General features: G+C 72.2%; 20 protein-coding genes. 2 read left to right on the top strand and 18 right to left on the bottom strand.

Annotated features, from left to right (window positions below):
- Positions 1 to 79 precede the first annotated feature (79 nt).
- From cimA to ureA, 6 genes are all read right to left on the bottom strand, one after another.
- Positions 80 to 1,714, bottom strand: coding sequence for a citramalate synthase (gene cimA / locus ACZ7LK_RS10495; RefSeq protein WP_392271856.1), 1,635 nt, complete (start codon positions 1,712 to 1,714; stop codon positions 80 to 82).
- 279 nt (positions 1,715 to 1,993) lie between these two features.
- Positions 1,994 to 2,641, bottom strand: coding sequence for a TetR/AcrR family transcriptional regulator (locus ACZ7LK_RS10490; protein ID WP_471139510.1), 648 nt, complete (start codon positions 2,639 to 2,641; stop codon positions 1,994 to 1,996).
- On the bottom strand, positions 2,638 to 3,165 hold the full coding sequence (locus tag ACZ7LK_RS10485; protein WP_471139507.1) for a hypothetical protein: 528 nt from the start codon (positions 3,163 to 3,165) through the stop codon (positions 2,638 to 2,640). The genes ACZ7LK_RS10490 and ACZ7LK_RS10485 overlap by 4 nt, the downstream gene beginning before the upstream one ends.
- A gap of 40 nt (positions 3,166 to 3,205) precedes the next feature.
- Positions 3,206 to 4,225 carry an agmatine deiminase family protein gene (locus ACZ7LK_RS10480; RefSeq protein WP_392271859.1) on the bottom strand — a complete coding sequence of 340 codons (1,020 nt, stop codon included), beginning with the start codon at positions 4,223 to 4,225 and terminating at the stop codon, positions 3,206 to 3,208.
- 13 nt (positions 4,226 to 4,238) lie between these two features.
- The gene (locus tag ACZ7LK_RS10475; RefSeq protein ID WP_469464465.1) at positions 4,239 to 5,960 is read right to left on the bottom strand and encodes an urease subunit alpha; all 1,722 of its coding nucleotides are present in this window, start codon (positions 5,958 to 5,960) and stop codon (positions 4,239 to 4,241) included.
- On the bottom strand, positions 5,957 to 6,661 hold the full coding sequence (ureA, locus tag ACZ7LK_RS10470) for an urease subunit gamma (RefSeq protein ID WP_392271861.1): 705 nt from the start codon (positions 6,659 to 6,661) through the stop codon (positions 5,957 to 5,959). The genes ACZ7LK_RS10475 and ureA overlap by 4 nt, the downstream gene beginning before the upstream one ends.
- A gap of 131 nt (positions 6,662 to 6,792) precedes the next feature.
- Between ureA and ACZ7LK_RS10465 the strand changes: the two genes are divergently transcribed.
- Positions 6,793 to 8,223 carry a cytosine permease gene (locus tag ACZ7LK_RS10465; RefSeq protein ID WP_471139504.1) on the top strand — a complete coding sequence of 477 codons (1,431 nt, stop codon included), beginning with the start codon at positions 6,793 to 6,795 and terminating at the stop codon, positions 8,221 to 8,223.
- 68 nt (positions 8,224 to 8,291) lie between these two features.
- Here the strand turns inward: ACZ7LK_RS10465 and ACZ7LK_RS10460 are convergent, their stop codons facing one another.
- The 7 genes from ACZ7LK_RS10460 to ACZ7LK_RS10430 form a co-directional block, all read right to left on the bottom strand.
- Positions 8,292 to 9,383, bottom strand: a complete 1,092-nt coding sequence (locus ACZ7LK_RS10460; protein ID WP_392271863.1) for a branched-chain amino acid aminotransferase — start codon at positions 9,381 to 9,383, stop codon at positions 8,292 to 8,294.
- Positions 9,384 to 9,623: 240 nt separating this feature from the next.
- Positions 9,624 to 10,667: a 3-isopropylmalate dehydrogenase gene (locus ACZ7LK_RS10455; protein ID WP_392271864.1), complete on the bottom strand. Its 1,044-nt coding sequence runs from the start codon at positions 10,665 to 10,667 to the stop codon at positions 9,624 to 9,626.
- A 63-nt stretch (positions 10,668 to 10,730) separates the two neighbouring features.
- Positions 10,731 to 10,871 (bottom strand): hypothetical protein, encoded by a 141-nt coding sequence (locus tag ACZ7LK_RS10450; protein ID WP_392271865.1) that lies wholly within the window; start codon positions 10,869 to 10,871, stop codon positions 10,731 to 10,733.
- A 236-nt stretch (positions 10,872 to 11,107) separates the two neighbouring features.
- Positions 11,108 to 11,653, bottom strand: a complete 546-nt coding sequence (locus ACZ7LK_RS10445; RefSeq protein WP_392271866.1) for a GNAT family N-acetyltransferase — start codon at positions 11,651 to 11,653, stop codon at positions 11,108 to 11,110.
- A 139-nt stretch (positions 11,654 to 11,792) separates the two neighbouring features.
- On the bottom strand, positions 11,793 to 12,182 hold the full coding sequence (locus ACZ7LK_RS10440) for a hypothetical protein (RefSeq protein ID WP_392271867.1): 390 nt from the start codon (positions 12,180 to 12,182) through the stop codon (positions 11,793 to 11,795).
- 135 nt (positions 12,183 to 12,317) lie between these two features.
- Entirely contained in the window at positions 12,318 to 13,949 is a 1,632-nt protein-coding gene (gene pruA / locus ACZ7LK_RS10435; RefSeq protein WP_471139498.1) for an L-glutamate gamma-semialdehyde dehydrogenase, read from the bottom strand.
- Positions 13,950 to 13,965: 16 nt separating this feature from the next.
- Entirely contained in the window at positions 13,966 to 14,892 is a 927-nt protein-coding gene (locus ACZ7LK_RS10430; protein ID WP_392271869.1) for a proline dehydrogenase family protein, read from the bottom strand.
- Positions 14,893 to 15,064: 172 nt separating this feature from the next.
- On the opposite strand from ACZ7LK_RS10430, the gene ACZ7LK_RS10425 reads away from it, so the two are divergent.
- On the top strand, positions 15,065 to 16,423 hold the full coding sequence (locus ACZ7LK_RS10425) for a PucR family transcriptional regulator (protein ID WP_471139496.1): 1,359 nt from the start codon (positions 15,065 to 15,067) through the stop codon (positions 16,421 to 16,423).
- A 135-nt stretch (positions 16,424 to 16,558) separates the two neighbouring features.
- Here the strand turns inward: ACZ7LK_RS10425 and serA are convergent, their stop codons facing one another.
- From serA to ACZ7LK_RS10400, 5 genes are all read right to left on the bottom strand, one after another.
- Entirely contained in the window at positions 16,559 to 18,160 is a 1,602-nt protein-coding gene (gene serA, locus ACZ7LK_RS10420) for a phosphoglycerate dehydrogenase (protein ID WP_471139494.1), read from the bottom strand.
- A 238-nt stretch (positions 18,161 to 18,398) separates the two neighbouring features.
- Entirely contained in the window at positions 18,399 to 19,400 is a 1,002-nt protein-coding gene (gene ilvC, locus ACZ7LK_RS10415) for a ketol-acid reductoisomerase (RefSeq protein WP_392271872.1), read from the bottom strand.
- A 74-nt stretch (positions 19,401 to 19,474) separates the two neighbouring features.
- Positions 19,475 to 19,999, bottom strand: a complete 525-nt coding sequence (ilvN, locus tag ACZ7LK_RS10410) for an acetolactate synthase small subunit (protein ID WP_019889675.1) — start codon at positions 19,997 to 19,999, stop codon at positions 19,475 to 19,477.
- 21 nt (positions 20,000 to 20,020) lie between these two features.
- A complete protein-coding gene (locus ACZ7LK_RS10405; protein WP_392271873.1) occupies positions 20,021 to 21,880 on the bottom strand; it encodes an acetolactate synthase large subunit in 1,860 nt (619 codons plus the stop codon).
- Between the two features lie 213 nt (positions 21,881 to 22,093).
- A complete protein-coding gene (locus tag ACZ7LK_RS10400) occupies positions 22,094 to 25,342 on the bottom strand; it encodes a putative bifunctional diguanylate cyclase/phosphodiesterase (RefSeq protein ID WP_471139489.1) in 3,249 nt (1,082 codons plus the stop codon).
- Positions 25,343 to 25,383 lie beyond the last annotated feature (41 nt).

Genomic DNA, 25,383 nt, shown 5'->3' with positions numbered 1-25,383 from the left:
CGCACCGGCCGCCCCGCACCGGCCGCCCCGCGCGCTGACGCGCGGGGCCGCGGCGCCGCGGGAGCCGTGCCCGCGCGGGCTACTCGGACGGGTCGACGCCCGCCCGGAGCAGGCCGTAGGTGTACGCGTCCTCCAGCGCCTGCCACGAGGCGGCGATGACGTTCTCGCCGACACCGACGGTGGCCCACTCGCCCTCGCCGTCGGACGTGGTGATCAGGACCCGGGTCGTGGACTGGGTGCCGTGCTTGCCCTCCAGGATGCGGACCTTGTAGTCCACCAGCTCCAGCTTGGCGAGCTGCGGGTGGATCCGCTCCAGGCCGGCGCGCAGCGCGAGGTCGAGGGCGTTGACCGGGCCGTTGCCCTCGGCGGTGGCGACGATCCGCTCGCCCTTGGCCCACAGCTTGACCGTGGCCTCGTTGGCGTGGGTGCCGTCGGGGCGGTCCTCGACGATCGCGCGCCACGACTCGGTACGGAAGTAGCGGCGGGCGCGGCCCTCGACCTCGGCGCGCAGCAGCAGCTCGAAGGAGGCGTCGGCGGCCTCGTACGTGTAGCCCTTGAGCTCCCGCTCCTTGACCCGCTCGACGACCCGCGCGACCAGGGCGCGGTCGCCGCCGAGGTCGACGCCGAGTTCCTTGCCCTTGAGCTCGATGGAGGCGCGTCCGGCCATGTCGGAGACCAGCATCCGCATGGTGTTGCCGACCCGCTCGGGGTCGATGTGCTGGTAGAGGTCGGGGTCGACCTTGATGGCCGAGGCGTGCAGGCCCGCCTTGTGGGCGAAGGCGGAGACACCGACGTACGGCTGGTGGGTGGAGGGGGTCAGGTTGACGACCTCGGCGATGGCGTGCGAGATGCGCGTCATCTCCTTCAGGGCGCCCTCGGGGAGGACCTTCTTGCCGTACTTCAGCTCCAGCGCGGCGACGACGGGGAAGAGGTTGGCGTTGCCGACGCGCTCGCCGTAGCCGTTGGCGGTGCACTGGACGTGGGTCGCGCCCGCGTCGACGGCGGCGAGGGTGTTGGCGACGGCGCAGCCGGTGTCGTCCTGGGCGTGGATGCCGAGGCGGGCGCCGGTGTCGGCGAGGACGGTGGAGACCACGGCCTGGACCTGGGCGGGGAGCATGCCGCCGTTGGTGTCGCACAGGATGACCACGTCGGCGCCGGCCTCGGCGGCGGCGCGGACGACGGCCTTGGCGTACTCGGGATTGGCCCGGTAGCCGTCGAAGAAGTGCTCGCAGTCGACGAAGACGCGCCGGCCCTGCTCGCGCAGGTGGGCGACGGTGTCGCGGACCATGGCGACGTTCTCGTCGAGGGTGGTGCGCAGGGCCAGTTCGACGTGCCGGTCGTGCGACTTGGCGACGAGCGTGATGACAGGGGCGCCGGAGTCGAGGAGGGCCTTGACCTGCGGGTCCTCCGCGGCGGTGGCCCCGGCCCGGCGGGTGGCGCCGAACGCGACGAGCTGGGCGTGCCGGAAGCGGATCTCCTGCTTGGCGCGGGCGAAGAACTCGGTGTCGCGCGGGTTGGCCCCGGGCCAGCCGCCCTCGATGAAGCCGACGCCGAAGTCGTCCAGGTGCCGGGCGATGGTCAGCTTGTCGGCGACGGTGAGGTTGATGCCCTCCCGCTGGGCGCCGTCGCGCAGCGTCGTGTCGAAGACGTGGAAGCTGTCGTCGACGGCGGCGGCACCGGCGACGGTATGAAGACTGTCGGTCTCCGTGGTCATGACTGTGTTGGCTCCTGTCGGATCTGGCTCCGGAAGGCTGGCTCCACCTGCCCCCATTCTCGCGCGCCGCCGTCCCCGGCCGAGGTGGGGCCGGAAAACGAAAAGACCCCTCGCGGGTGCGAGAGGTCTGCGCGCGGGTCTGAGACACGGTTCCACTGCCGCGGGGGTTCTGCCGCGATTCAGTGGTCACTGCGGACCGGCGCGCTGCTGCCCATAATCATGGCGGTAGCAAGCACGCCCGCAGTCTGCCACAGATGTGCAGGCCGGTGGACCCGGATCTCACGATGCGGTCGGCCCCGCGTCCGGGGCCGTAGGTGTCAGGGTGTCCTCGATGAATTCCCGTACGTGGGTGAGGACGGCGTCGCGGCCCGTGCCCGGTATGCCGACGGCCACGTGGACGCTGAAGCCGTCGAGCAGGGCGCGCAGCCGGGCCGCGAAGCGGTCGGCGTCCACGGGGCGCAGTTCGCCGCGCGAGATGCCCTCGGCGAGGAGGGCCACCAGGTCGCGGTGCCAGGCGCCCTCGATGGCGGCCTGGCGGGCGCGGGCGTCGTCGTCGGCGTTCTGCGAGCGGTTCCAGACCTCCAGCCAGAGGGTCCAGTGCGGGTCGCGCGGGCCGTCGGGCACGTACAGGTCGACGTAGGCGCCGAGCCGCTCGCGTACGGGGGCGGGGCGGGACAGCAGTGCGCCGCGCTCGGCGCCGAGGCGGCCCTCGCTCCACTCCAGGGTCTGGAGCAGCAGCTCGTCCTTGGTGCGGAAGTAGTAGAGGAGGTGGCCGCTGCTCATGCCGACCTCGCGGCCGAGCCCCGCCATGGTGAGCCCGTCGAGTCCGCGCTCGGCGATGGTCGCCATGGCGGCGGCGAGAAGCTGCTCCCGGGGCGGCGCGCTGTTGCGCCGCCGTGCGGCCGGTGTCGTACGCGGTTCGTTCACTCGTACGTTGTACCTGATCCTTCCGGGTCCCCGGGGAGCGTCCAGCCCTCCTCGGCCAGCCGCTCGCGCAGGGCCGCCACGCGGGCGGCCGGGGGTGCGGGCGGGTGCGGGTCGAGTCCCGCGCCGAAGGCGCCCTCCAGCACCTGGGCGAGCTCCTCCTCGCCGACGAGCTCCCGCAGCACCACCAGCAGGGCCGGGTACTCCTCGTCGTGAACGACGCCGCCGAACACCGCGTACAACTGCCGGATGATCTCCACCAGTCCGGGGCGCAGCTTCATCCACCACCGGTTGGTGCGGATCTCCTCGGCGACCTGCTCCATGAACCGGCGCATGACCTCGTACGGCACCTCGTGGTGCCCGGCCCGCTCGTTCCAGCAGACCGTCGGCTCCCGCTCGGGGTCCTCGTCCGGGACGATCGCCGTCACCAGGATCCTTCCGGAGTGGCACAGCTCCAGGTACCAGGCGTCGTCGGGGTTGGAGTACAGGGTCGTGACGGAGTAGCCGTCGCGGGCGGTGGCGGTCATGGCCGCAGCGTGCCACGGCCGCCCCGCGCGTGCCGAGCGGTTATGCGGTCTTCGGCTGCTGCTGGGTGATGCAGTGGATGCCGCCGCCGCCGGCGAAGATCGTGCGGGCGTCCACGAGGGTGACCGTGCGGTCGGGGAAGAGCCGGCGGAAGATCCCCGCGGCGATCTCGTCGCGCGGGTCGTCGAAGGCGCAGAGCACCACGCCGCCGTTGCAGAGGTAGTGGTTGATGTAGGAGTAGTCGACCCATTCGCCGTCCTCCTGGAGGACGGTGGGGGCCGGGACCTCGACGACCTCCAGCCGGCGGCCCCTGGCGTCGGTCTGCTTGCGCAGCAGGTCGACGTTGGCCTTGCACAGTTCGTGGTCCGGGTGGGACGGGTCGGGCTGGGTGTGGGCGACGACGACGCCCGGGCGGGCGAAGGCGGCGACGATGTCGACGTGGCCGCGGGTGCCGTACATGCCGTAGTCGCCGGTCAGGCCGCGGGGCAGCCAGATCGCCTTGGTGGTGCCGAGCTTGGCGTGGATCTCCGCCTCGACCTGCTCGCGGGTCCACTCCGGGTTGCGCTCGGGGCCGAGCTGGACGGTGTCGGTGAGCAGGACGGTGCCCTCGCCGTCGACGTGGATGGCGCCGCCCTCGTTGACAAGTGCGCTGCTCACCACCGGCACTCCGGCGAGGTCCGCGACATGGCGGGCGATCTTGGCGTCGTGCTCCCAGCGGGCCCAGTCGGCCGCGCCCCAGCCGTTGAACACCCAGTCGACGGCGGCCAGTCGGGTCCCGTCGGTGACGAAGGTGGGACCGATGTCGCGCATCCAGGCGTCGTCCAGGTCGCGTTCGACCAGCTCGATGTCCGGGCCGAGGAGCGCGCGGGCCGACGCCTCGTCGCCGGGGGCGTGGACCACGGTCACCGGTTCGAAGCGGCGTACGGCGCGGGCGACCGACGCCCATGCCTCGCGGGCCTCGCGCAGCTCCTCGTCGTTGGTGAAGGTCGGGTTCGGGCCCGGCCAGGCCATCCAGGTGCGCTCGTGCGGTGCCCACTCTGCGGGCATGCGGAAGGTGCTCATGGGGTGGGTGTCCTCAGAGGAAGTAGAGGCGGTTGAGGGAGACGGAGTCGGCCGGGTCCGAGCGGACCGGATCGCCGTCGAGGGTGACGAGTCCGGTGCGGCCGTCGACCGCGACCTCGCCGATGCGGGAGTTGAGGAGCAGGTTCCCGGGGCCGATGCCGCGGGTGCCGCGCACGGCGACCCGGCGGCGGCGGGTGGGCATCAGGTCGTTGCCGGCCTGGGCGGCGGCACCGGAGACGAAGGCCACCGAGATGTCGGCGGCGGTGGCGCCGAACGCCCCGAACTGCGGTCCGAGGACCAGCGGTTCACAGGTGTCGGTGGCGGCGTTCGGGTCGCCCACGACCCCGTACGCGGGGAAGCCCGACTTGAGGACGAGCTGCGGTTTGGCGCCGAAGAACTCGGGCCGCCACAGCACGATGTCGGCGAGCTTGCCGACCTCGATCGAGCCGACCTCGTGCGCGAGGCCGTGGGCGATCGCCGGGTTGATGGTGAGCTTGGCCATGTAGCGGAGGACGCGGGCGTTGTCGTCGCCGTCCCCGTCGCCCTCCAGCGGGCCGAGCTCGGCCTTCATCTTCCCGGCCATGGCGAAGGTCCGGCGTACGGTCTCGCCGGCCCTTCCCATGCCCTGCGCGTCCGACGACGTGATCCCGATCGCGCCGAGGTCGTGCAGGACGTCCTCCGCGCCCATCGTCCCGGCCCTGATCCGGTCGCGGGCCATGGCCGCGTCGCCGGGCAGGTCGGTCTTCAGGTCGTGTACGGAGACGATCATTCCGTAGTGCTCGGCGACCGCGTCCCGCCCGAAGGGGAGGGTGGGGTTGGTCGACGAGCCGATGACGTTGGGGACGCCCGCCATCTTCAGGACGTTGGGGACGTGGCCGCCGCCGCAGCCCTCGATGTGGAAGGCGTGGATGGTGCGGCCTTCGAGGACCTTGAGGGTGTCCTCGACCGAGAGGCATTCGTTCAGGCCGTCGCTGTGCAGGGCGACCTGGACGTCGTACTCCTCGGCGACGCGCAGCGCGGTGTCGAGCGCGCGGGTGTGGGCGCCCATGTCCTCGTGGACCTTGAAGCCGGAGGCGCCGCCCTCGGCGAGCGCCTCGACCAGCGGGGCGTCGGAGGAGGAGGACCCGCGGCCGAGGAAGCCGATGTTGACGGGCCAGGCGTCGAAGGCGTTGAAGGCGTGGCGCAGCGCCCAGGGCGAGTTGACGCCGACGCCCCAGACGGGGCCGAACTCCTGGCCGATGATCGTGGTGACGCCGGAGGCGAGGGAGGCCTCCATGATGCGCGGTGACAGCAGGTGGACGTGGGTGTCGACCGCTCCGGCGGTGGCGATGAGGCCCTCGCCGGAGACGATGGACGTGCCGGTGCCGACGACGACGTCCACGCCGTCGAGTGTGTCGGGGTTGCCGGCGCGGCCGATGGCGTGGATACGGCCCTCGCGGATGCCGATGGACACCTTGCGGATGCCCTGGACGGCGTCGATGACAATTGCGTTGCTCACCACGACGTCGCAGGTGTCGCGGACGGCGGCGGCCTTGAGGTGCAGTCCGTCGCGGGCGGTCTTGCCGAAGCCGGCGAGGAACTCGTCGCCGGGCTTCTGGGCGTCGGACTCGACCCGGACGGTGAGGCCCGAGTCGCCGAGCCGGACGCGGTCGCCCGCGCGGGGGCCGTGGGTGGCGGCGTACTCGTAGGGCGTGAGGCGGCGCGCTTCGGCGGGGTGGCCTCCGGGGCGGCTCATCGGTCGGCCTCCTGCTCGGTGGTGTGCGGTACGCCGAGGTAGCCGCAGGCGGCGGCGCGGCGCAGTGCCTCCTCGCGGGCGCCCGGGGCGTCCAGCGGCCCGTCGACCAGCCCGGCGAAGCCAATGGCGATCCGGTCGCCGCCGATCGGCACCAGGCCGACCTCGTCGCTCTCGCCGGGTCCGAAGCGCACGGACGATCCGGCGGGGACGCAGAGCCGCATGCCGTAGGCCCGGGGGCGGTCGAAGTCGAGCCGCGGGTTGGCCTCGAAGAAGTGGAAGTGCGAGGTCACGGAGACCGGGACGCCCGCGGTGTTGGTGACCCGCAGTCGTACCACGGGCTCCGGGGCCGCGTGCTCCGGTCCGGGCAGCAGCGCGCCGGGGCCCTGGTCGCCCAGGCCGCCGCCGAGGGGGTCGGCGACCACGGCGAGCCGGGAGCCGTCGTCGAAGACGGCCTCCACGTGGACCTCGGTCACGACGTCCGCGACGCCCGGCAGGACGTCGTCGGGGCCGAGCACCGAGCGGGCCAGTTCGACGGCCTCGGCGAGCCGGCGCCCGTCGCGGGCCGCCTCGCAGACGGTGTCCGCGATCAGGGCGGTCGCCTCGGGGACATTGAGCCGCAGACCGCGGGCCCGGCGGGCCCGGGCGAGCTCGGCGGCACCGAAGATCAGCAGCCGGTCGCGTTCCGTGGGGGTCAGTCGCACGTCACCACACCTCCTGTTTGAGCATCACTCTAACCATAGGAATCCAGTAGTGAAACCATTGACGTGGGCAGAAGGCATGAGCCACATTGAGCGTCACTCTAAAAGTCGACGAGCACAGTGAGGGAGCGCCCATGCCGATTGAACAGCGCGGAGTCGACACCATCCCGGAAGCGGAGCGCACCAGCGGGCCGCGAGACCTCGTCTCGATCCTGCTGGGCTCGAACCTGTGCCTCGGAGTGATCGTCTTCGGCTGGCTGCCGGTGTCCTTCGGGCTCGGCCTGTGGCCGGCGGTCACCTCGGTGGTCGCCGGCACGGTCGCCGGCGTCGCCGTCACCGCCCCGCTCGCGCTGGTCTCGCTGCGGACGGCGACCAACCTGTCGACCTCCAGCGGTGCCTTCTTCGGCGTGCGCGGCCGGCTCGTCGGCTCGGTGGTGGGGCTGCTGCTGTCGCTCGGCTACACGGCGCTGACCCTGTGGATCGGCGGGGACGTGATGCTGGGCACCCTTGCACGGCTGTTCGACGTGCCGACCGGTCCCGTGCCGCACGCCCTCGTGTACGTGCTGCTCGCCGGCGGCACGGTCGTCGCCGCCGTGTTCGGCTACCGGCTGCTGCTGCGGCTCAGCCGGTACCTCGCCGTCGGCATGACCCTGCTGCTCCTGCTCGGCGTCCTCGCCTACGCGGGCGACTTCACGACCGCGCCCCCGCCGGACACCCCGTACCTGCTGGGCTCCTTCTGGCCGACGTGGCTGCTGTCCGCCGTGGCCGCGGGCCTGAGCGGGCCGGTCGCCTTCATCACCCTGCTCGGCGACTACACGCGGTACGTCTCGCCGGAGCGGCACCGGCCGCGCTCGGTGTGGCGGGCGACCTGCCTGGGCCTGTTCGCCGGGCTGCTGGTGCCGCAGCTTTTCGGTACGTTCACGGCGCTGGCCGCGCGGGCCGGCGCGGACTTCGCGGGGCCGCTGGTCGCGACGGCCGCGCCCTGGTACCTGCTGCCGCTGCTCGTCGCGGCGAGCGCGGGGTCGGTCGGGAACGCGGGTCTGATGCTCTACTCGATGGGCCTCGACCTGGACGCCGTCGTGCCGCGCGCCGGGCGGGCCACCGCCACGCTGGTGGTGGCCGCCGTGGCGACGGCGTTCGTGTTCGCGGGCCACTTCGTGTGGGACGCGCGGTCGGCGATGACCTCGTTCGTGCTGCTGCTCACCGCGATCGGCACGCCCTGGGCGGTGATCACCCTCATGGGCCACGTGCGGTGCGGCGGCCGCTACGACCCGGACGCCCTCCAGGTCTTCAACCGGCGGGCGAGGGGCGGGGCCTACTGGTTCCGGGCCGGCTGGCACCCGCGCGCCACGGCGTCCTGGGCCCTGGGCGCGGCCGTGGGCCTGGCGGCCGTCTCGACACCGCTCTACGAGGGGCCGCTGCTGGCGCTCACCGGCGGCGTCGACGTGAGCTTCGTCCTGTCCGGCCTGGTGGGCGGCGGGGCGTACGCGGTGCTGACCGCCGGCTCCGTATCTCCGGCTCCGGACGCCCTCGCGGCGCCCGGAGCGGGGACCGCCGCGTCCTGAGGCGCGGCGACGCGGGAGCGCCCGCGCCCTCGAGCGGGGGGCGCGGGCGCTTCCGTACGTCCTGGGGGTCAGCCGACCTTGTGGGTCCAGCCGTGCGGGTCGTCCGCGGCACCGGTCTGGATGTCCAGCAGCGCCTTGCGGAGCTTCAGCGTGACCTCGCCCGGTTCGCCGCCGGACTGGGTCCACTCACCGCTCGCCGACTTGACCCGGCCGACCGGGGTGATCACCGCGGCCGTGCCGCAGGCGAAGACCTCCTTGAGCGTGCCGTTCTCGGTGTCGGCCCGCCACTGGTCGATGGAGACGCGCCCCTCCTCCGCCCCGTACCCGAGGTCGGCGGCGAGCCGGAGGAGCGAGTCGCGGGTGATGCCCGCGAGGAGGGAGCCGGTGAGCTCCGGGGTGACGATCCTGTCCTCGTACACGAAGTACAGGTTCATGCCGCCGAGCTCCTCGACCCACTTGTGCTCGACGGCGTCGAGGTAGGCCACCTGATCGCAGCCCTTGGCGGCGGCCTCGGCCTGGGCGAGCAGGGACGCGGCGTAGTTGCCGCCGGTCTTGGCGAAGCCGATGCCGCCCGGGACGGCGCGGACGCGGTCCTCCGAGAGCCAGATGGACACCGGCTTCACCCCGCCGGGGAAGTACGCGCCGGCGGGCGAGGCGATGACGATGAAGAGGTACTCGTTGGCGGGGCGGACGCCCAGGCCGACCTCGTTGGCGATCATGAACGGCCGCAGGTAGAGCGACTCCTCGCCACCGTGCGGCGGCACCCAGGCCTGGTCCTGCTGGACCAGCGCGTCACAGGCGGCGACGAACGTCTCGACCGGCAGCTCGGGCATGGCCAGGCGCTTGGCCGAGACCTGGAACCGCTCGGCGTTGGCCTCGGGGCGGAACATCGAGATCGAGCCGTCGGGGCGGCGGTAGGCCTTCAGCCCCTCGAAGATCTCCTGCGCGTAGTGCAGGGTCATGTTCGCAGGGTCGATCGACAGCGGTGCGTACGGCGTCAGCTCGGCGTCGTGCCAGCCACGCCCCTCCGTCCACTTGATCGTCACCATGTGGTCGGTGAAGTGGCGGCCGAAACCGGGGTTGGCCAGGATCGCCTCGCGCTCCGCGTCGGACAGCGGGTTCGAGGAGGGCTTGAGCTCGATCGTGGGCGTCGTCGTCATGAGTGCTGTGTCCTTCACCGTGTGTGTGTGACGGACCGCGCTCACGCCGCTACATCTGCTAGGACGTCCGAGCTTTCCCGCATGCCGCGGCCCCGCGTTCGATTATCGCGCGCGTGGCCGGTGCAATGAAACGGCTGGAGTGCGGTCCAGGGTTGATGGTGGCACCCGGGGCCGCACAGGAGAAGCCGCCGGGTGCGTGTGCGACCCGGCGGCTGTGTCTGGTGGTCCTCAGTCGGCGGGTCAGCTCGCTACGCGTACCGCGAGCGCGTCGCCGATCTCGTCCGTCGTCCGCGGCGCCGAGGCGTCCCGTTCCGCCAGGTCGGCGGCGACCGCCCGCTCGATGCGGACGGCCTCGGCCTCGTACCCGAGGTGGCGCAGGAGCAGCGCGACGGACAGGACGGTCGCGGTGGGGTCGGCCTTGCCCTGGCCCGCGATGTCGGGCGCGGAGCCGTGGACGGGCTCGAACATCGACGGGAACTCGCCCGTCGGGTTGATGTTGCCGGACGCGGCCAGGCCGATGCCGCCGGTCACGGCCGCGGCGAGGTCGGTCAGGATGTCGCCGAAGAGGTTGTCGGTGACGATGACGTCGAAGCGCTCGGGCTGGGTGACGAAGAAGATCGTCGCGGCGTCGACGTGCAGGTAGTCGGTGGTGACCTCGGGATACTCCTGGCCGACCCGGTCGAAGATGTTCTTCCACATGTGGCCGGCGTAGACGAGGACGTTGTTCTTGTGGACCAGCGTCAGCTTCTTGCGCGGCCGCGCCTTGGCGCGCTCGTAGGCGTCCCGGACGACTCGCTCCACGCCGTACGCCGTGTTGACGCTGACCTCGGTGGCGACCTCGGCGGGGGTGCCGGTGCGCAGCGAGCCGCCGTTGCCGGTGTACGGGCCCTCGGTGCCCTCGCGGACGACGACGAAGTCGATGTCGGGACGGCCGGCCAGCGGGGTGGCGGTGTTCGGGAAGAGCTTCGACGGACGCAGATTGACGTAGTGGTCGAAGGCGAAGCGCAGCTTGAGCAGCAGCCCCCGCTCGAGCACGCCGGAGGGGACGGAGGGGTCGCCGATGGCGCCGAGCAGGATGGCGTCGTGGCCCTTGAGGGCCTCCAGCTCCGCGTCGGGGAGGGTCTCCCCGGTGCGGTGCCAGCGCCGGGCGCCCAGGTCGTACTCCTTGGTCTCCAGCTTCACGTCCTCACGGAGGACGGAGCGAAGGACCTTCAAGCCCTGGGCCACGACCTCCTGGCCGATGCCGTCACCGGGAACCACTGCGAGATTGATGCTGCGAGACATGTCCGCACCCTACTCCTGCGTCCCAGAGCCTGACATGAGCGTTCCGGAATGTGGACGCCCGGTTCAGCCGGCGGGGTGACCCGTGGCCCCGCCGTTGTCCCGGCGGTCCAGGGCGCGCTGGAGGGCGGCGGCGGCGTTGCGGCGCTCGGTGTCAGAGGGGCGGGCGGTGTGACGGACACGGCGGACGACGGTCTCAGCGGCCATGACGATCGACTCCTTGAGATCAGAACGATTCGAGGCGCCGGAAAGGGCGGGGAGCGCGGCCGCAGGGGTTGCCTGCCGGGGGCACGGCGCTCGGGTCCGCCGTTCGCTGGATGGAGCGAGACGTTCGGCTCCTACAAAGCTAAGCCGTCATGGAGCGTCTGTCTCCACAATTACTCGGACTTCCTACTATCTGAGACGGGCGCCGGTGGAGAGCCGCTGGAACGGGGGCCGGAGACTCACAGCACGTCACCGTCACGCCAGTCGAAGAGCAGCGCGCCCGCGTCCGCCGCGGGCAGCGGGCGCCCGGCCGCCGGCCGGAGGTACGTCGAGTCCTCCTCGTCCGGCAGGTGCACCACCCCGTCCGGGCCGTACGCCTCGACGCGGCCGTTCCAGAGCTGCCAGCCGCGCGCCCGGTACAGCTCGGCGCCCTCGTCGGACGCGGACAGCGCGCCGAACGCGTACGCCCCGTCGACGACCTCCTCCAGCGCGGCCATCACGCGCCCGCCCAGCCCCTGGCGGCGGCGGTCGGCACGGACGGCGACCCCCTCCACGTACCCGACGCGGTACGAGCGGCCGGCGTGCGCCACCCGGCGCATGATCACGCTGCCGTGGGCGGCGATGCCCTGCGCGTCCTCGGCGTACGCGTGGACGCCGCCGAGCCCGTGGTCCCAGTCCCGGTCGTCGAAGTCCCCGTCGAAGGCGGCGTCCAGCATCGCCCGTATCCCGGCGAGGACGGCGGGGGCCAGCTCGTAGGTGTGAGCCGTGCGGAAGGAGTCGGTCATGGGCCCACTGTGGCAGCGCCGACGGGGCGCGGGGTGCCTAACCGGCCACCGTCCGCGCCCCGTCGCCGTACCACCGGAGCCGCCGTACCGCCTCGTCGCCGGCGCGCTCATCCGTGGTGCGCGCCGACGGCCGGGGCGGTCAGAGGCGACCGCCGGTCAGCCGGGACAGCGGACCGCGCTGACGCAGTCCGGCCCGGCGTCCGAGGGCGTACGAGGACGCCACCACCGTCACCACGCCCGCGCTCGCACCGGCGGCAATGGCCTTCCTGGCCTTCACCAGCGTCCAGGCCACACCCGCCTTGCCGACGGTCTGCCCGGCGGCCGTACTGACGGCCGACTGGACGGTCCGGGCGGCCGACCTGGCCTTCTCCGTGGTCGCCCCGCCGATCCCGGCGAGCGCCTCCTTGCCGCTGCGCGCCGACTGCGACGCCCCGCGCGAGGCATCCTTGGCGCCCTGCGCCGTGCTCTTGGCCGCGCTCTGCGCACGGTCCTTCGTTGCCGTCGTCGTCTTGTTCGTCGTCTCAGCCATGGGGAGCGTGTAACCGCCCGCGCGACCCTCAAACTGACGGCGGTTCACCGTGCGGCGGTACGGGAAGCGCGGGTACGGAACCGCCCCCGCACCGGCGTGGGGGCCGGGACGGGGGCGGTGTTCGCGGGACGGACGTCAGCCCATGTGCGGGTACGTGTAGTCCGTCGGCGGGACCAGCGTCTCCTTGATGGCGCGGGTCAGCGTCCAGCGCATCAGGTTCTGCGGGGCGCCCGCCTTGTCGTTCGTGCCGGAGGCGCGGCCGCCGCCGAAGGGCTGCTGGCCGACGACGGCACCGGTCGACTTGTCGTTGATGTAGAAGTTGCCCGCGGCGTACCGCAGCTTCTCCATCGTGTACGCGGCCGCCGCGCGGTCGTTGGCGATGACCGAACCGGTCAGCGCGTACGCCGACACCGACTCCATCTGCTCCAGCATGGCGTCGTACTGGTCGTCCTCGTAGACGTACACCGCGAGGATCGGGCCGAAGTACTCGGTCGTGAAGACCTCGTTGGCCGGGTCGGTGCACTCGATGACGGTCGGGCGGACGAAGTAGCCCACCGAGTCGTCGTAGCTGCCGCCGGCGACGATCGTGCAGGCCGGGTCGGCCTTGGCGCGGTCGATGGCGGCCTTGTTCTTGGCGAAGGACCGCTCGTCGATGACGGCGCCGATGAAGTTCGTCAGGTCGGTGACGTCACCCATCCGGATGCCGTCGACCTCGGCCGCGAACTCCTCCTTGAAGCCGGAGTTCCAGATCGAGGCCGGGATGTACGCGCGGGAGGACGCCGAGCACTTCTGGCCCTGGTACTCGAAGGAGCCGCGGGTCAGCGCGGTCTTCAGCACGGCGCGGTCGGCGCTCGGGTGCGCGACGACGAAGTCCTTGCCGCCGGTCTCGCCGACGATGCGCGGGTAGCCGCGGGCCTTCTCGATGTTGGCGCCGACCGTCTTCCACAGGTGCTGGAAGGTCTTGGTGGAACCGGTGAAGTGGATGCCCGCGAGCTCCGGGTGCGCCAGGGCCACGTCGGAAACGGCGATGCCGTCGCCGGTCACCAGGTTGATGACGCCCTTGGGCAGGCCGGCCTCCTCCAGCAGCTCCATGAGCAGCACGGCGGCGTGGGTCTGCGTCGGGGACGGCTTCCAGACCACCACGTTGCCCATGAGGGCCGGGGCGGTGGGCAGGTTGCCCGCGATGGCGGTGAAGTTGAAGGGCGTGATCGCGTAGACGAAGCCCTCCAGCGGACGGTGGTCGAGACGGTTCCACACGCCCGGGGCGTTGGCCGGCGGCTGCTCGGCGAGCAGGTCGCGGGCGTACTTGACGTTGAAGCGCCAGAAGTCGACGAGCTCGCAGGGGGTGTCGATCTCGGCCTGCTGGACGGTCTTCGACTGGCCCAGCATGGTCGAGGCGGCCATGGTCTCGCGCCACGGGCCGGCCAGCAGCTCGGCGGCGCGGAGAATGATCGCGGCGCGGTCGTCGAAGGACATCGCCCGCCACGCCGGGGCGGCGGCGAGGGCCGCGTCGATGGCGTCCTGCGCGTCCTGGTGGGTGGCGCCGGCGAAGGTGCCGAGGACCTTGGCGTGGTTGTGCGGCTGCACGACGTCCACCCGCTCACCGCCGCCCATCCGCTTGACGCCGCCGATGGTCATCGGCAGGTCGATGGGGTTCTCGGCCAGCTCCTTGAGCTTGGCCTCCAGGCGGACGCGCTCGGCCGAACCGGGGGCATAGGTGTGGACCGGCTCGTTGACCGGAGCGGGGACCTGGGTCACAGCGTCCATGAGTTCCGTAACTCCTTCAGTTCTTGGTGATCATCGAGCGGACGAAGAACAGCAGGTTGGCCGGCTTCTCCGCGAGGCGGCGCATGAAGTACCCGTACCAGTCGGTTCCGTACGCGGTGTAGACGCGCATCCGGTGACCCTCGGCGGCGAGCCGCACGTGCTCGTCGCTGCGGATCCCGTACAGCATCTGGAACTCGTACTCGTCCAGTTTGCGCCCGGCACGGCGCGCGAGCTCCTGGGTGACGGCGATCAGACGCGGGTCGTGGGACCCGATCATCGGGTAGCCGTCGCCCTCCATCAGGATCTTGAGGATCCGGACGTACGCCTTGTCGATCTCCGCCTTGTCCTGGTACGCGACGGTGGCGGGCTCCTTGTAGGCACCCTTGACGATCCGCACGCGGCTGCCGCTCGCGGCGAGGCGGCGGGCGTCCTCCTCGGTGCGGAAGAGGTACGCCTGGATGACGCAGCCGGTCTGCGGGAAGTCCTTCCGCAGCTCCTCGTGGATGGCGAACATCGAGTCCAGGGTGGTGTGGTCCTCGGCGTCGAGCGTGACCGTGGTGCCGATCGCGGCGGCGGCCTCGACGACCGGCCGGACGTTGGCGAGGGCCAGCTCGTGGCCGCCGTCCAGCGCCTGGCCGAACATCGACAGCTTGACGGACATCTCGGCCCTGGTGCCGAGGTCCAGCCCCTTCAGGTGCTCGATGAGCTCCAGGTACGCGTCCCGCGCGGCGGCGGCCTGCTCCGGGGTGGTGATGTCCTCGCCCACCACGTCCAGGGTGACCTCCAGGCCCCGGCCCGTCGCCTCGCGGACGATCGGGACGACCTGCTCGACCGTCTCACCGGCGATGAACCGGCTGACGACCTGCTTGGTGCCCGGAGCGGCAGAGACGAAGCGGCGCATCTTGTCACTGCGCGACGCGGCGAGGATCACGGGACCCAGCACGGGGCACCTCCACGGAACACGGGTTGAAGGGGGCCATAGCGGAAGGATCCGGAACGGCACGGAGAACCACCGTGAAACCTAAGGATCGCTCCGATGCTCGGCCATCGACACCTGTCACGCATCCTCGGCCGTCCTCTCATACAGATGTCTGAAGGGGTGGCAGAATGTCCGGGTGAAGGCCGATTACCAAGAGCTGGTCGACGAGGTCTCGGCGCTGCTGGGCGCCCCGGCGACGCTGGAGAACCGCGATTTCGGGCTGATCGCCTTCGGGGCCCACGACAGCGACGACGACTCCGCCATGGACCCGGTGCGCACCCGGTCGATCCTGACCAGGAAGTCCACCCCCGCGGTGCGGGCCTGGTTCGAGGGCTTCGGCATCACCCGGGCGACCGGCCCGGTCCGTATCCCCGCCGCCCCGGACGCGGGCGTACTCCGGGGCCGGATCTGCCTCCCGGTACGCCACCGGGGCGTCGTCCTCGGATACGTGTGGCTCCTCGACGCCGATCCGGGGCCTTCGCCCGACCGGCTGACGGCGGCCATGGGGGTGGCCGAGCGGATCGGCGCGCTGCTGGCCGACGAGGAACGGGCGGACGCCGACCTCTCGCGCGAGCTGCGCGCGGTGCTGACGGCCGAGCGGGGCTGGCAGTACGACATGGCGCTCGCGGCCCTCCGCACGGCACTCGGCCGGGACGCGGACGGCCTGCACGCCCTGGTGTGCGTCGCCCCCTGGCCGGTCGCCGGCACCCCGTCGATCCGCACCGCGCCCGGCGTGGCCGCCCTGTGCACGGTGCCCTGGCCGGGCCGGGCGCCGCGGGACCCGCACGCCGACGGGCCGGGCACGCCGGGCACGGGCGCCCCGGGAACGGCGGACGGCCCCGGGGGCGGCGGGCACGGTGGGGTCGTCGGGCCCGGTGGGGCCATCGGGGCCGGGCACGGTCTCGCCGCCCTGGTCCGGCTGCGCTCGGCCGACGCGCCCGCCCCGGCGCTCTCGGCGGCCGCGCGCCTGCGGGACGCGGCGGGCGGCACCGCGCCCGGCGGCCCGGGGGGTACCCCGCCCGGCGCCCCGCCCACGGCGGCCTGGGCGGCGCGCGGCGGCGGCCCGGGGGGCGACCCCGCCGGGGTGGCCGTCGCCGGGGTGGCCGATCCGCGGCGGGGGGTGGGCGACCTCGGGGAGGCCTGGCGGGAGGCGGCCTCCGCCGCCCGGGCGGCCCTGGCCCAGCCACGGCTCGGCCCGGTCGCCCGGTGGTCGGCGATCGGCCCGTACCGGCTGCTCACCGCGCTCCCCCCGGTCCCGCCGCACGACCGGGCGGCCGCGGCCCTGCTCGCCCCCGCGCACACGGAACTGGCCCGCACCGCCGAGGTGTTCCTCGACAGCGCGGGCCAGGCGGGCCGCACGGCGGCGGCCCTCGGCATCCACCGCCAGACGCTCTACTACCGCCTTTCGCGCGTCGAAAACCTCACCGGCCTCGACCTCGACGACGGCGAGGACCGGCTCCTGCTGCACATGGCCCTGAAGGCGGCCCGCCTGTGAAGCACCGGGTCACCGTCCCAGCGGGGCGCACCACCTGGACCGAGGCGTCACGGAGCGGGACGCGCCCGCCTCATGAACGAGACCGGCCCGGTGCGCTGACGCACCGGGCCGGTCCCCTGACGGTCGTACGAACGGTCAGGTGAGGTTGACCGAGCGGGCGGACGTCGCGCCGATCTCCTCGGCGACCTCCGTCAGCACCTGCTGCGGGACCGTGTCGTCGACTGTGAGGACCGCGAGCGCCTCGCCGCCCTCCGCGGCGCGGGCGACCTGCATGCCCGCGATGTTCAGACCGGCCTCGCCGAGGACCCGGCCGACGGTGCCGACGACACCGGGACGGTCCTCGTACCGCAGGACGATCATGTGGTCGGCGAGCGCCAGGTCCACGTCGTAGTCACCGACGGCGACGATCTTCTGGAGGTGCTTGGGGCCGGCCAGCGTGCCGGACACCGCCACCTCCTCGCCGCCCGAGAGCGTGCCGCGCACGGTGACCACGTTGCGGTGGTCGGGGGACTCGCTCGACGTCGTCAGACGGACCTCGACACCGCGCTCCTGCGCGAACAGCGGCGCGTTGACGTAGCTCACCGTCTCGTCCACGACGTCCTCGAAGACACCCTTGAGCGCGGACAGTTCCAGCACCTTGACGTCGTGCTGGGTGATCTCGCCGTACACCTCGACGTCGAGGCGGACCGCGACCTCGCACGCCAGCGCGGTGAAGATCCGGCCGAGCCGCTCGGCGAGCGGCAGACCCGGCTTGACGTCCTCGGCGATGACGCCGCCCTGGACGTTGACCGCGTCCGGGACCAGCTCACCCGCGAGGGCCAGGCGCACCGAGCGGGCGACCGCGATACCGGCCTTCTCCTGCGCCTCGTCCGTGGACGCGCCCAGGTGCGGGGTGCACACGACCTGGTCGAGCTCGAACAGCGGGGAGTCCGTGCAGGGCTCCTTGGCGTACACGTCCAGGCCCGCGCCGGCGACCCGGCCCTCCTTGAGCGCCGAGTACAGCGCCTCCTCGTCGACGATCCCGCCGCGCGCGGCGTTGACGACGCGGACGGTCGGCTTGACCTTGTGCAGCGCCTCGTCGCCGATCAGGCCGAGCGTCTCGGGGGTCTTCGGCAGGTGGACGGTGATGAAGTCGGAGACCTCCAGCAGCTCGTCCAGCGTCAGCAGCTTGACGCCCATCTGCGCGGCCCGCGCCGGCTGCACGTAGGGGTCGTACGCGACGATCTTCATACCGAAGGCCGACATGCGCTGCGCGACCAGGACGCCGATGCGGCCGAGGCCGACGACGCCGAGGGTCTTCTCGCTGAGCTCGACGCCCGTGTACTTGCTGCGCTTCCACTCGCCGTTCTTGAGGGCGGTGTTGGCCTGCGGGATGTTCCGCGCCGTGGCGACCAGCAGACCGCAGGCCAGCTCGGCGGCGGTGACGATGTTGGACGTCGGGGCGTTGACGACCATCACGCCGGCCTTGGTGGCGGCGGAGACGTCGACGTTGTCCAGGCCCACACCCGCGCGGGCGACGACCTTCAGCCGGGTCGCGGCGGCGATGGCCTCGGCGTCGACCTTGGTGGCGGAGCGCACCAGGACGGCGTCCACGTCCGCGATGGCGGGCAGCAGCTCCGCTCGGTCGGCGCCGTTGCAGTGCCGGATCTCGAAGTCGGGGCCGAGCGCGTCGACGGTGGCCGGCGACAGCTCCTCGGCGATCAGTACGACCGGCTTTTTGGGGGGATGCGAGCTCACGTGGGTCCTCACAAGTCCAGTGCGGACGGCCGTCCCGACGGCCGCAGGCGGTGGAGGGGGCTTGCCGCGTGGAAGACGCACGACGCTGTGGGCCTGACGCGTATGTGTTCAGAAGTGTAGTGGGGGTGGATGACATCTTTTCCGCCTCGGCGGAAGGATCACCCGTCCGTGGTTGGACACTCGGTCCAAGGAGGACGGGCGGGCCCGGACAGCGCGTCCGGACCCGCCCCCGTGAGGCCTACGCCTCCTCGTTGTCCACCCAGCTCATGAGCTTGCGCAGCTCCTTGCCGGTGGTCTCCAGCAGGTGCTCGGAGTCCTGCGTCTTGTACTCGTCGTACTTCTTCAGCCCGCCGTGGTACTCGTCCATCCAGTTCTTGGCGAACGTGCCGTCCTGGATCTCGGAGAGGACCTTCTTCATCTCGGCCTTGGTGGCGTCGGTGATGATCCGCGGGCCGGTGACGTAGTCGCCCCACTCGGCGGTCTCGGAGACCGACCAGCGCATCTTCTCCAGGCCGCCCTCGTACATGAGGTCCACGATCAGCTTCAGCTCGTGGAGGCACTCGAAGTACGCGATCTCCGGCTGGTAACCGGCCTCGACCAGGGTCTCGAAGCCGGCCTTGACGAGGGCGGACGCGCCGCCGCACAGCACGGCCTGCTCGCCGAACAGGTCGGTCTCGGTCTCCTCGGTGAAGGTCGTCTTGATGACGCCCGCACGGGTGCCGCCGATGGCCTTGGCGTACGACAGGGCGAGCTGGAACGCGTTGCCCGTGGCGTCCTGCTCGACGGCGGCGATCGCCGGGACGCCGCGGCCCTCCTCGTACTGACGGCGGACCAGGTGGCCGGGGCCCTTGGGGGCGACGAGGGCGACGTCGACGCCGGCCGGGGGCTTGATGAAGCCGAAGCGGACGTTGAAGCCGTGGGCGAAGAACAGCGCGTCGCCGTCCTTCAGGTTGTCCTTGATGGACTCCTCGTAGACCTGGGCCTGGATCGGGTCCGGGATCAGGATCATGATGACGTCGGCCTCGGCGGCTGCCTCGGTCGGCGTGACGACGCGCAGGCCCTGCTCCTCGGCCTTCGCCTTGGACTTGGAGCCCTCGTGCAGACCGACGCGGACGTCGACACCCGAGTCACGGAGCGACAGCGCGTGGGCGTGGCCCTGGCTGCCGTATCCGATCACCGCGACCTTGCGGCCCTGGATGATGGACAGGTCGGCGTCGTCGTCGTAGAACAGCTCGGCCACTGGGTTTCTCCTTGGTGTGCTGATGTTGCGTCCCACCGTACGGCGGGCGGGGGCGGGGAGGTCGGGGGGTCTCGCTACGCGGAACGGTCCAGGGCCCGCAGCGAGCGGTCCGTGATGGACCGGGCGCCACGCCCTATGGCGATGGTGCCGGACTGGACGAGCTCCTTGATGCCGAACTGCTCCAGCATCTTGAGCATCGCGTCGAGCTTGTCACTCGAACCTGTTGCCTCGATCGTGACCGCCTCGGGCGAGACGTCGACGGTCTTGGCGCGGAAGAGCTGGACGATCTCGACGATCTGGGACCGGGTCTCGTTGTCGGCGCGGACCTTCACCAGGACGAGCTCGCGCTGGATGGCGGCGCTGGGCTCCAGTTCGACGATCTTCAGGACGTTGACCAGCTTGTTGAGCTGCTTGGTCACCTGTTCCAGCGGCAGGTCCTCGACATTGACCACGATGGTGATGCGGGAGATGTCGGGGTGCTCGGTGACACCGACGGCGAGCGAGTCGATGTTGAAGCCGCGCCGGGAGAACAGGGCGGCGATCCGGGCGAGGATGCCGGGCGTGTTCTCCACCAGGACGGAGAGCGTGTGCTTGGACATGATGGTTGACTCGGCTCTCTCTCAGTCGTCTTCGTTGTCGCCGAAGTCGGGACGGACGCCCCGGGCGGCCATGACCTCGTCGTTGGACGTCCCGGCGGCGACCATCGGCCAGACCTGGGCGTCCTCGTGGACGATGAAGTCGACGACGACCGGGCGGTCGTTGATCGCGTTGGCCTCGGCGATGACCTTGTCCAGGTCCTCGGGGCGCTCACAGCGCAGCGCGACGCAGCCCATGGCCTCCGACAGCTTCACGAAGTCCGGGATCCGGGTGCCGGCGCTGGGCTGCTTGCCGTCCGCGTCGGGGCCGGAGTGCAGGACGGTGTTGGAGTAGCGCTGGTTGTAGAAGAGCGTCTGCCACTGGCGGACCATCCCGAGCGCGCCGTTGTTGATGATGGCGACCTTGATCGGGATGTTGTTCAGCGCGCAGGTGACCAGTTCCTGGTTGGTCATCTGGAAGCAGCCGTCGCCGTCGATGGCCCAGACCGTGCGGTCGGGCATGCCGGCCTTGGCGCCCATGGCGGCCGGGACGGCGTAGCCCATCGTTCCGGCGCCGCCGGAGTTCAGCCAGGTGGCGGGCTTCTCGTAGTCGATGAAGTGGGCGGCCCACATCTGGTGCTGGCCGACGCCGGCCGCGAAGATGGTGCCCTCGGGGGCGAGCCGGCCGATGCGCTGGATGACCTGCTGCGGGGCGAGGGACCCGTCCTCGGGCTGCTCGTAGCCCAGGGGGTAGGTGTCGCGCCAGCGGCTGAGGTCCTTCCACCAGGCGGTGTAGTCGCCGGCGTTGCCCTCGTTGTGCTCGGCCTGGACGGCCTGGACCAGGTCGGCGATGACCTCGCGGGCGTCACCGACGATCGGCACGTCGGCGGCGCGGTTCTTGCCGATCTCGGCAGGGTCGATGTCCGCGTGGACGATCTTGGCGAAGGGGGCGAAGCTGTCCAGCTTGCCGGTGACGCGGTCGTCGAACCGGGCGCCGAGGGCGACGATCAGGTCGGCCTTCTGGAGCGCGGTGACGGCGGTGACGGCGCCGTGCATGCCGGGCATGCCGACGTGCAGCGGGTGGCTGTCGGGGAACGCGCCGAGGGCCATCAGCGTGGTGGTGACCGGGGCCTGGGTCAGCTCGGCGAGGACCTTCAGCTCGGCGGTGGCACCGGCCTTGAGGACGCCGCCGCCGACGTACAGGACGGGGCGCTTGGCCTGGGTGATGAGCTTGGCGGCCTCCCGGATCTGCTTGGCGTGCGGCTTGGTCACCGGGCGGTAGCCGGGCAGGTCGAGCTGCGGCGGCCAGCTGAAGGTCGTCCGGGCCTGGAGGGCGTCCTTGGCGATGTCGACCAGGACCGGGCCGGGGCGGCCGGTGGAGGCGATGTGGAACGCCTCGGCGATCGTCTTGGGGATGTCCTCGGCCTTGGTGACCAGGAAGTTGTGCTTGGTGATCGGCATCGTGATGCCGCAGATGTCCGCCTCCTGGAAGGCGTCCGTGCCAATCGCCTTGGAGGCGACCTGACCGGTGATCGCGACCAGCGGGACGGAGTCCATGTGCGCGTCGGCGATCGGGGTGACCAGGTTGGTGGCACCGGGGCCGGAGGTGGCCATGCAGACGCCGACCTTGCCGGTCGCCTGGGCGTAACCGGTCGCGGCGTGGCCGGCGCCCTGCTCGTGGCGGACGAGGACGTGGCGGACCCGGGTGGAGTCCATCATCGGGTCGTACGCGGGGAGGATGGCGCCGCCGGGGATGCCGAAGACCGTCTCGGCGCCCACTTCCTCGAGAGAACGGATGAGGGACTGCGCACCCGTGACGTGCTCAACGGTGGTGGAGGGCTGTCCGCCGCTACGGGCCCGCGGCTGCGGATGGTGGGCCCCGGAGGCCTGCTCGGTCATCGGCATTCTCTTCTCGAAGCTGAGGGTTTTCGCGAGGTTTAGCTGGTTTGGCTCGGTGCCAGTGCAACAAAAAACCCCTCGTGCCGTGAGGCAAGCGAGGGGAGCGCGCCGGTGTGGGTCTGCAGGGCCGTCATCGGGCCGTGCTCAGCCGACGCGCTTTCCAAGTACGAGAATTCGGGTGCGCATGGCAATGACCCTCCCTCCGGCGCACCGTCAGTGTCAAGTGGGTGGGACGCGAGTCTCACTATGTGAGCGGGACGGGTGGGGGGAACGCATGCCCGGGAGGACACCCGGCAGGGTGGTCGGGAGGCTGCCGGGAAGGGCGACCGGGAGGGGCGCCGGGAGGACGTGGGGCACGGTGCCGGCGAGGGCGCCCGGCAGGGCACCGGGGCGGGCACCGGACCCGGCCCCGGGCACGCCGCCGGGGGTACCGCCGGGCGGGGTGCCGGCGGCCGGGGTGCCGGCGGCCGGGGTGCCGGCGGCCGGGGTGCCGCCGGACACGGCGCCGGGTGACGCGGGGCCGGGCGGGGGGCCGCCGGGCGCGGCGCTCGGGACGGCACTGGGGACGGCGCTCGGGCGGGCGCCCGCGACGAGGGTGCCGCGGAAGGTGGCGGGCAGGACGCCCGGGAGGGTGCCCTGACGGGTGCCCCCGGAGACCGCGGGCAGGACGGTCCCGCCGGGCACCGGGAACGCGTCCCGCACCAGGGCACGGCGGAGCCGGTACTCGTCCAGGGGGCCCGAGAAGGCCGTTCCCTGCCCATGCGTGCACCCCATCGCGCGTAGCGCCAGGACCTGCTCCGGCATGTCGACCCCGTCGGCCACACACTGCATGCCGAGGTCACGGGCGATGCGGAGCAGCCCACTCGTGATCTTGTGCAGCCGGGCCGATTCGACGACACCCTCGACCAGGCCCCTGTCCAGTTTCAGTATGTCCACCGGGAGCCGCCGGAGCGCGTTGATCGCGGCATATCCGCTGCCGAATCCGTCGAGCGCGATGCGCACCCCGAGCCTGCGCAGGCCGGCCAGGCGCTGTTCCAGTTCGTCGAAGGAGATCCGGGGGTCGCTGTCGGCCAGCTCGATGATCAGCGACCCGGAGGGGAGTTCGTACTTGGTGAGCAGGGCTTCGACGGTGCCGAGCGGCATGGACCGGTCCACCAGCCGGCGCGCCGGGAAGCGGACCGTGACGGGCACCCGGTGGCCGAGCCGGCCGCGCTCCGCGGCCTGCTCGACGGCCTCCTCCAGGAGCCGGCCGCTCACCTCGGCGGTGCGCTCGGCGTCCTCGGCGACCCGGTGGTACTCCCCCGGGGTGAACAGGATGCCCTGGGCGGACCGCCAGCGGGCCTGGGCGGCGACGGCGGTGATCCGGCCGGTGGCGAGGTCCACCACGGGCTGGTGGAGCAGCACGAACTCGCCGTCCGGTGACGGGGGGCGGCTGCGGCGGGCCAGGTCCGTGCGGCGCACGACGTCGGACTGCATCTGGGGCGCGTACAGCTCGACGCGGTTCTTGCCGCCCGCCTTGGCGCGGTACATGGCGAGGTCCGCGTTGCGGAGGAGGTCCCCGGCGCTGATGCCCGCCTCGGCGAAGGCCACGCCGATGGACGCGGCGACCCGGACCTCCTGGCCCTCGATCCGGTACGGCTGCGAGAGCGTGAGCCGCAGCCGGTCGGCGATCTCCTGGACCTGCGGCTCGCGGGCCGACGGGTCGCGGCTGCCGTCCCCGAGGATCAGGGCGGCGAACTCGTCACCGCCGAGACGGGCCGCGGTGTCCCCGGCCCGCACCGAGTCCTGGAGCCGGCGGGCGGCCTGGATGAGCAGCTCGTCGCCGGCCTGGTGGCCGAGCCGGTCGTTGACGCCCTTGAAGCCGTCCAGGTCGATGAAGAGCACGGCCGTGCCCGCGTCGCCCGCGCGGCGGCCGCTGAGGGCCTGGCGCACGCGCCGGGTGAACAGCGCGCGGTTGGGCAGGTCGGTGAGCGGGTCGTGTTCCGCGTTGTGCTGGAGCTGCGCCTGGAGGCGGACCCGCTCGGTGACGTCCCGGCTGTTGAAGATCAGCCCGCCCTGGTGGCGGTTGACTGTCGACTCGACGTTGAGCCACTCCCCCCTGCCGGACCTGAAGCGGCACTCGATGCGGGTCGTGGGCTCCTCGGAGGGGGGCGCCGTCAGGAAGCGCCGGACCTCGTGGACCACGCCGCCGAGGTCTTCGGGGTGGATGAGGGCCGCGAGTTCCGAGCCGATGAGCTCGTCGGCGTCCCGCCCGTAGACGCCGGAGGCCGCCGGGCTGACGTACCGCAGCACCCCGTCGGGGGCGGCGATCATGATCACGTCGCTGGAGCCCTGCACCAGGGACCGGAAGTGGTTCTCCTTCTGGGCCAGTTCGTGGGTCAGGGCGATGTTGTCGAGGAGCATGATCCCCTGGCGCACGACCAGGGCGAGCACGACCGTGCATCCGGTGAAGACGACGACGCGGTCCACCGTGCGGTCCTCGATGACGTTGTAGAGGATGCCGAGCGTGCAGACCGCCGCCGCCAGGTACGGCGTGAGGGCTGCCAGCGACCCGGCGATGGGACGACTGGCCTGACGGGGCCCGCGCGCCGGGGCCTGGCTCTCGGCCAGGCGGTTGGCGCCCCAGGGGGCGTAGGCCAGGAGCAGCGAGCCGGCGAACCAGCCCGCGTCGAGGAGCTGGCCCGAGCGGTAGTGCTCGCGCAGCAGCGGTGAGGTGAACAGGGCGTCGCACAGCACGGTCAGCGCCAGGGCGGCGATCGCGGTGTGGACGGCGGAGCGGTTGGTCTGGGAGCGCCGGAAGTGCAGCGCCAGCACCATGCTCACCAGCACGATGTCCAGGAGCGGGTACGCGAGCGACAGCGCGGCCCGCGCGACGCTCTCGCCCTCGAAGCGGGCGGTGTGGGCGAGGGCGAGGCTCCAGGACAGCGTGAGCAGCGACCCGCCGATCAGCCAGGAGTCCAGCGCGAGGCAGGTCCATCCGGCGCGGGTGACCGGCCGCTTGGCGAGGACGAGCAGCCCGACGATGGCGGGCGGTGCGAAGAGCAGGAAGAACAGGTCGGCGAAGGACGGCTGTGGCACCTCGCGCTCGAGCACGACCTCGTACCAGCCCCAGACGGTGTTGCCGCCGGCCGCCATCGCGGAGGAGAAGGCGAACAGCAGCCAGGCGGGCCGGAACCGGCTGCCACGCGTGCGTGCGTACACGAAGCAGGAGACGGCGGCGAGCAGGGCGGCGGCGCTGAGGCCGAAGTCGCCCATGATCAGCGCCAGTTCCTCGGAGCCCCAGCCGACGGCGGCACCGGCCGCGTAGCTCGCGCACAGCGCGGCGAGGAGGAGCTGGCACGCCAGGCCGCCGGAGCCGCCCGCGCCGCGGCCGGCCGCGCCACCGCCCGCCGCACTGCCGCTCGTGGTGCCGCCGGTGCTCGCACCGGTGACGGGCGGCCGCTCGATGAGCACGCCCGGGGCGCTCACGGGGACACCTCGGTGTGCGGCTCGAAGTGGTGCGGCGACGG

It is taken from the genome of Streptomyces sp. NPDC039423 (genome assembly GCF_055598725.1).
The sequence above is the reverse complement of the archived record's forward strand: the minus strand, read 5'-3'. Positions and strand labels throughout refer to the sequence as shown.

Bases quoted from the DNA above. Each gene is read 5' to 3' on its own strand.
- ACZ7LK_RS10480 (WP_392271859.1), bottom strand. From the start codon at position 4,225: ATGAGCACCTTCCGCATGCCCGCAGAGTGGGCACCGCACGAGCGCACC.
- ACZ7LK_RS10440 (WP_392271867.1), bottom strand. From the start codon at position 12,182: ATGGCTGAGACGACGAACAAGACGACGACGGCAACGAAGGACCGTGCG.
- ACZ7LK_RS10475 (WP_469464465.1), bottom strand. From the start codon at position 5,960: ATGAGCCGCCCCGGAGGCCACCCCGCCGAAGCGCGCCGCCTCACGCCC.
- ACZ7LK_RS10485 (WP_471139507.1), bottom strand. From the start codon at position 3,165: ATGACCGCCACCGCCCGCGACGGCTACTCCGTCACGACCCTGTACTCC.
- ACZ7LK_RS10450 (WP_392271865.1), bottom strand. From the start codon at position 10,871: ATGGCCGCTGAGACCGTCGTCCGCCGTGTCCGTCACACCGCCCGCCCC.
- pruA (WP_471139498.1), bottom strand. From the start codon at position 13,949: ATGGACGCTGTGACCCAGGTCCCCGCTCCGGTCAACGAGCCGGTCCAC.
- ACZ7LK_RS10455 (WP_392271864.1), bottom strand. From the start codon at position 10,667: ATGTCTCGCAGCATCAATCTCGCAGTGGTTCCCGGTGACGGCATCGGC.
- ACZ7LK_RS10405 (WP_392271873.1), bottom strand. From the start codon at position 21,880: ATGCCGATGACCGAGCAGGCCTCCGGGGCCCACCATCCGCAGCCGCGG.
- ACZ7LK_RS10465 (WP_471139504.1), top strand. From the start codon at position 6,793: ATGCCGATTGAACAGCGCGGAGTCGACACCATCCCGGAAGCGGAGCGC.
- ilvN (WP_019889675.1), bottom strand. From the start codon at position 19,999: ATGTCCAAGCACACGCTCTCCGTCCTGGTGGAGAACACGCCCGGCATC.
- ACZ7LK_RS10460 (WP_392271863.1), bottom strand. From the start codon at position 9,383: ATGACGACGACGCCCACGATCGAGCTCAAGCCCTCCTCGAACCCGCTG.
- ACZ7LK_RS10445 (WP_392271866.1), bottom strand. From the start codon at position 11,653: ATGACCGACTCCTTCCGCACGGCTCACACCTACGAGCTGGCCCCCGCC.
- cimA (WP_392271856.1), bottom strand. From the start codon at position 1,714: ATGACCACGGAGACCGACAGTCTTCATACCGTCGCCGGTGCCGCCGCC.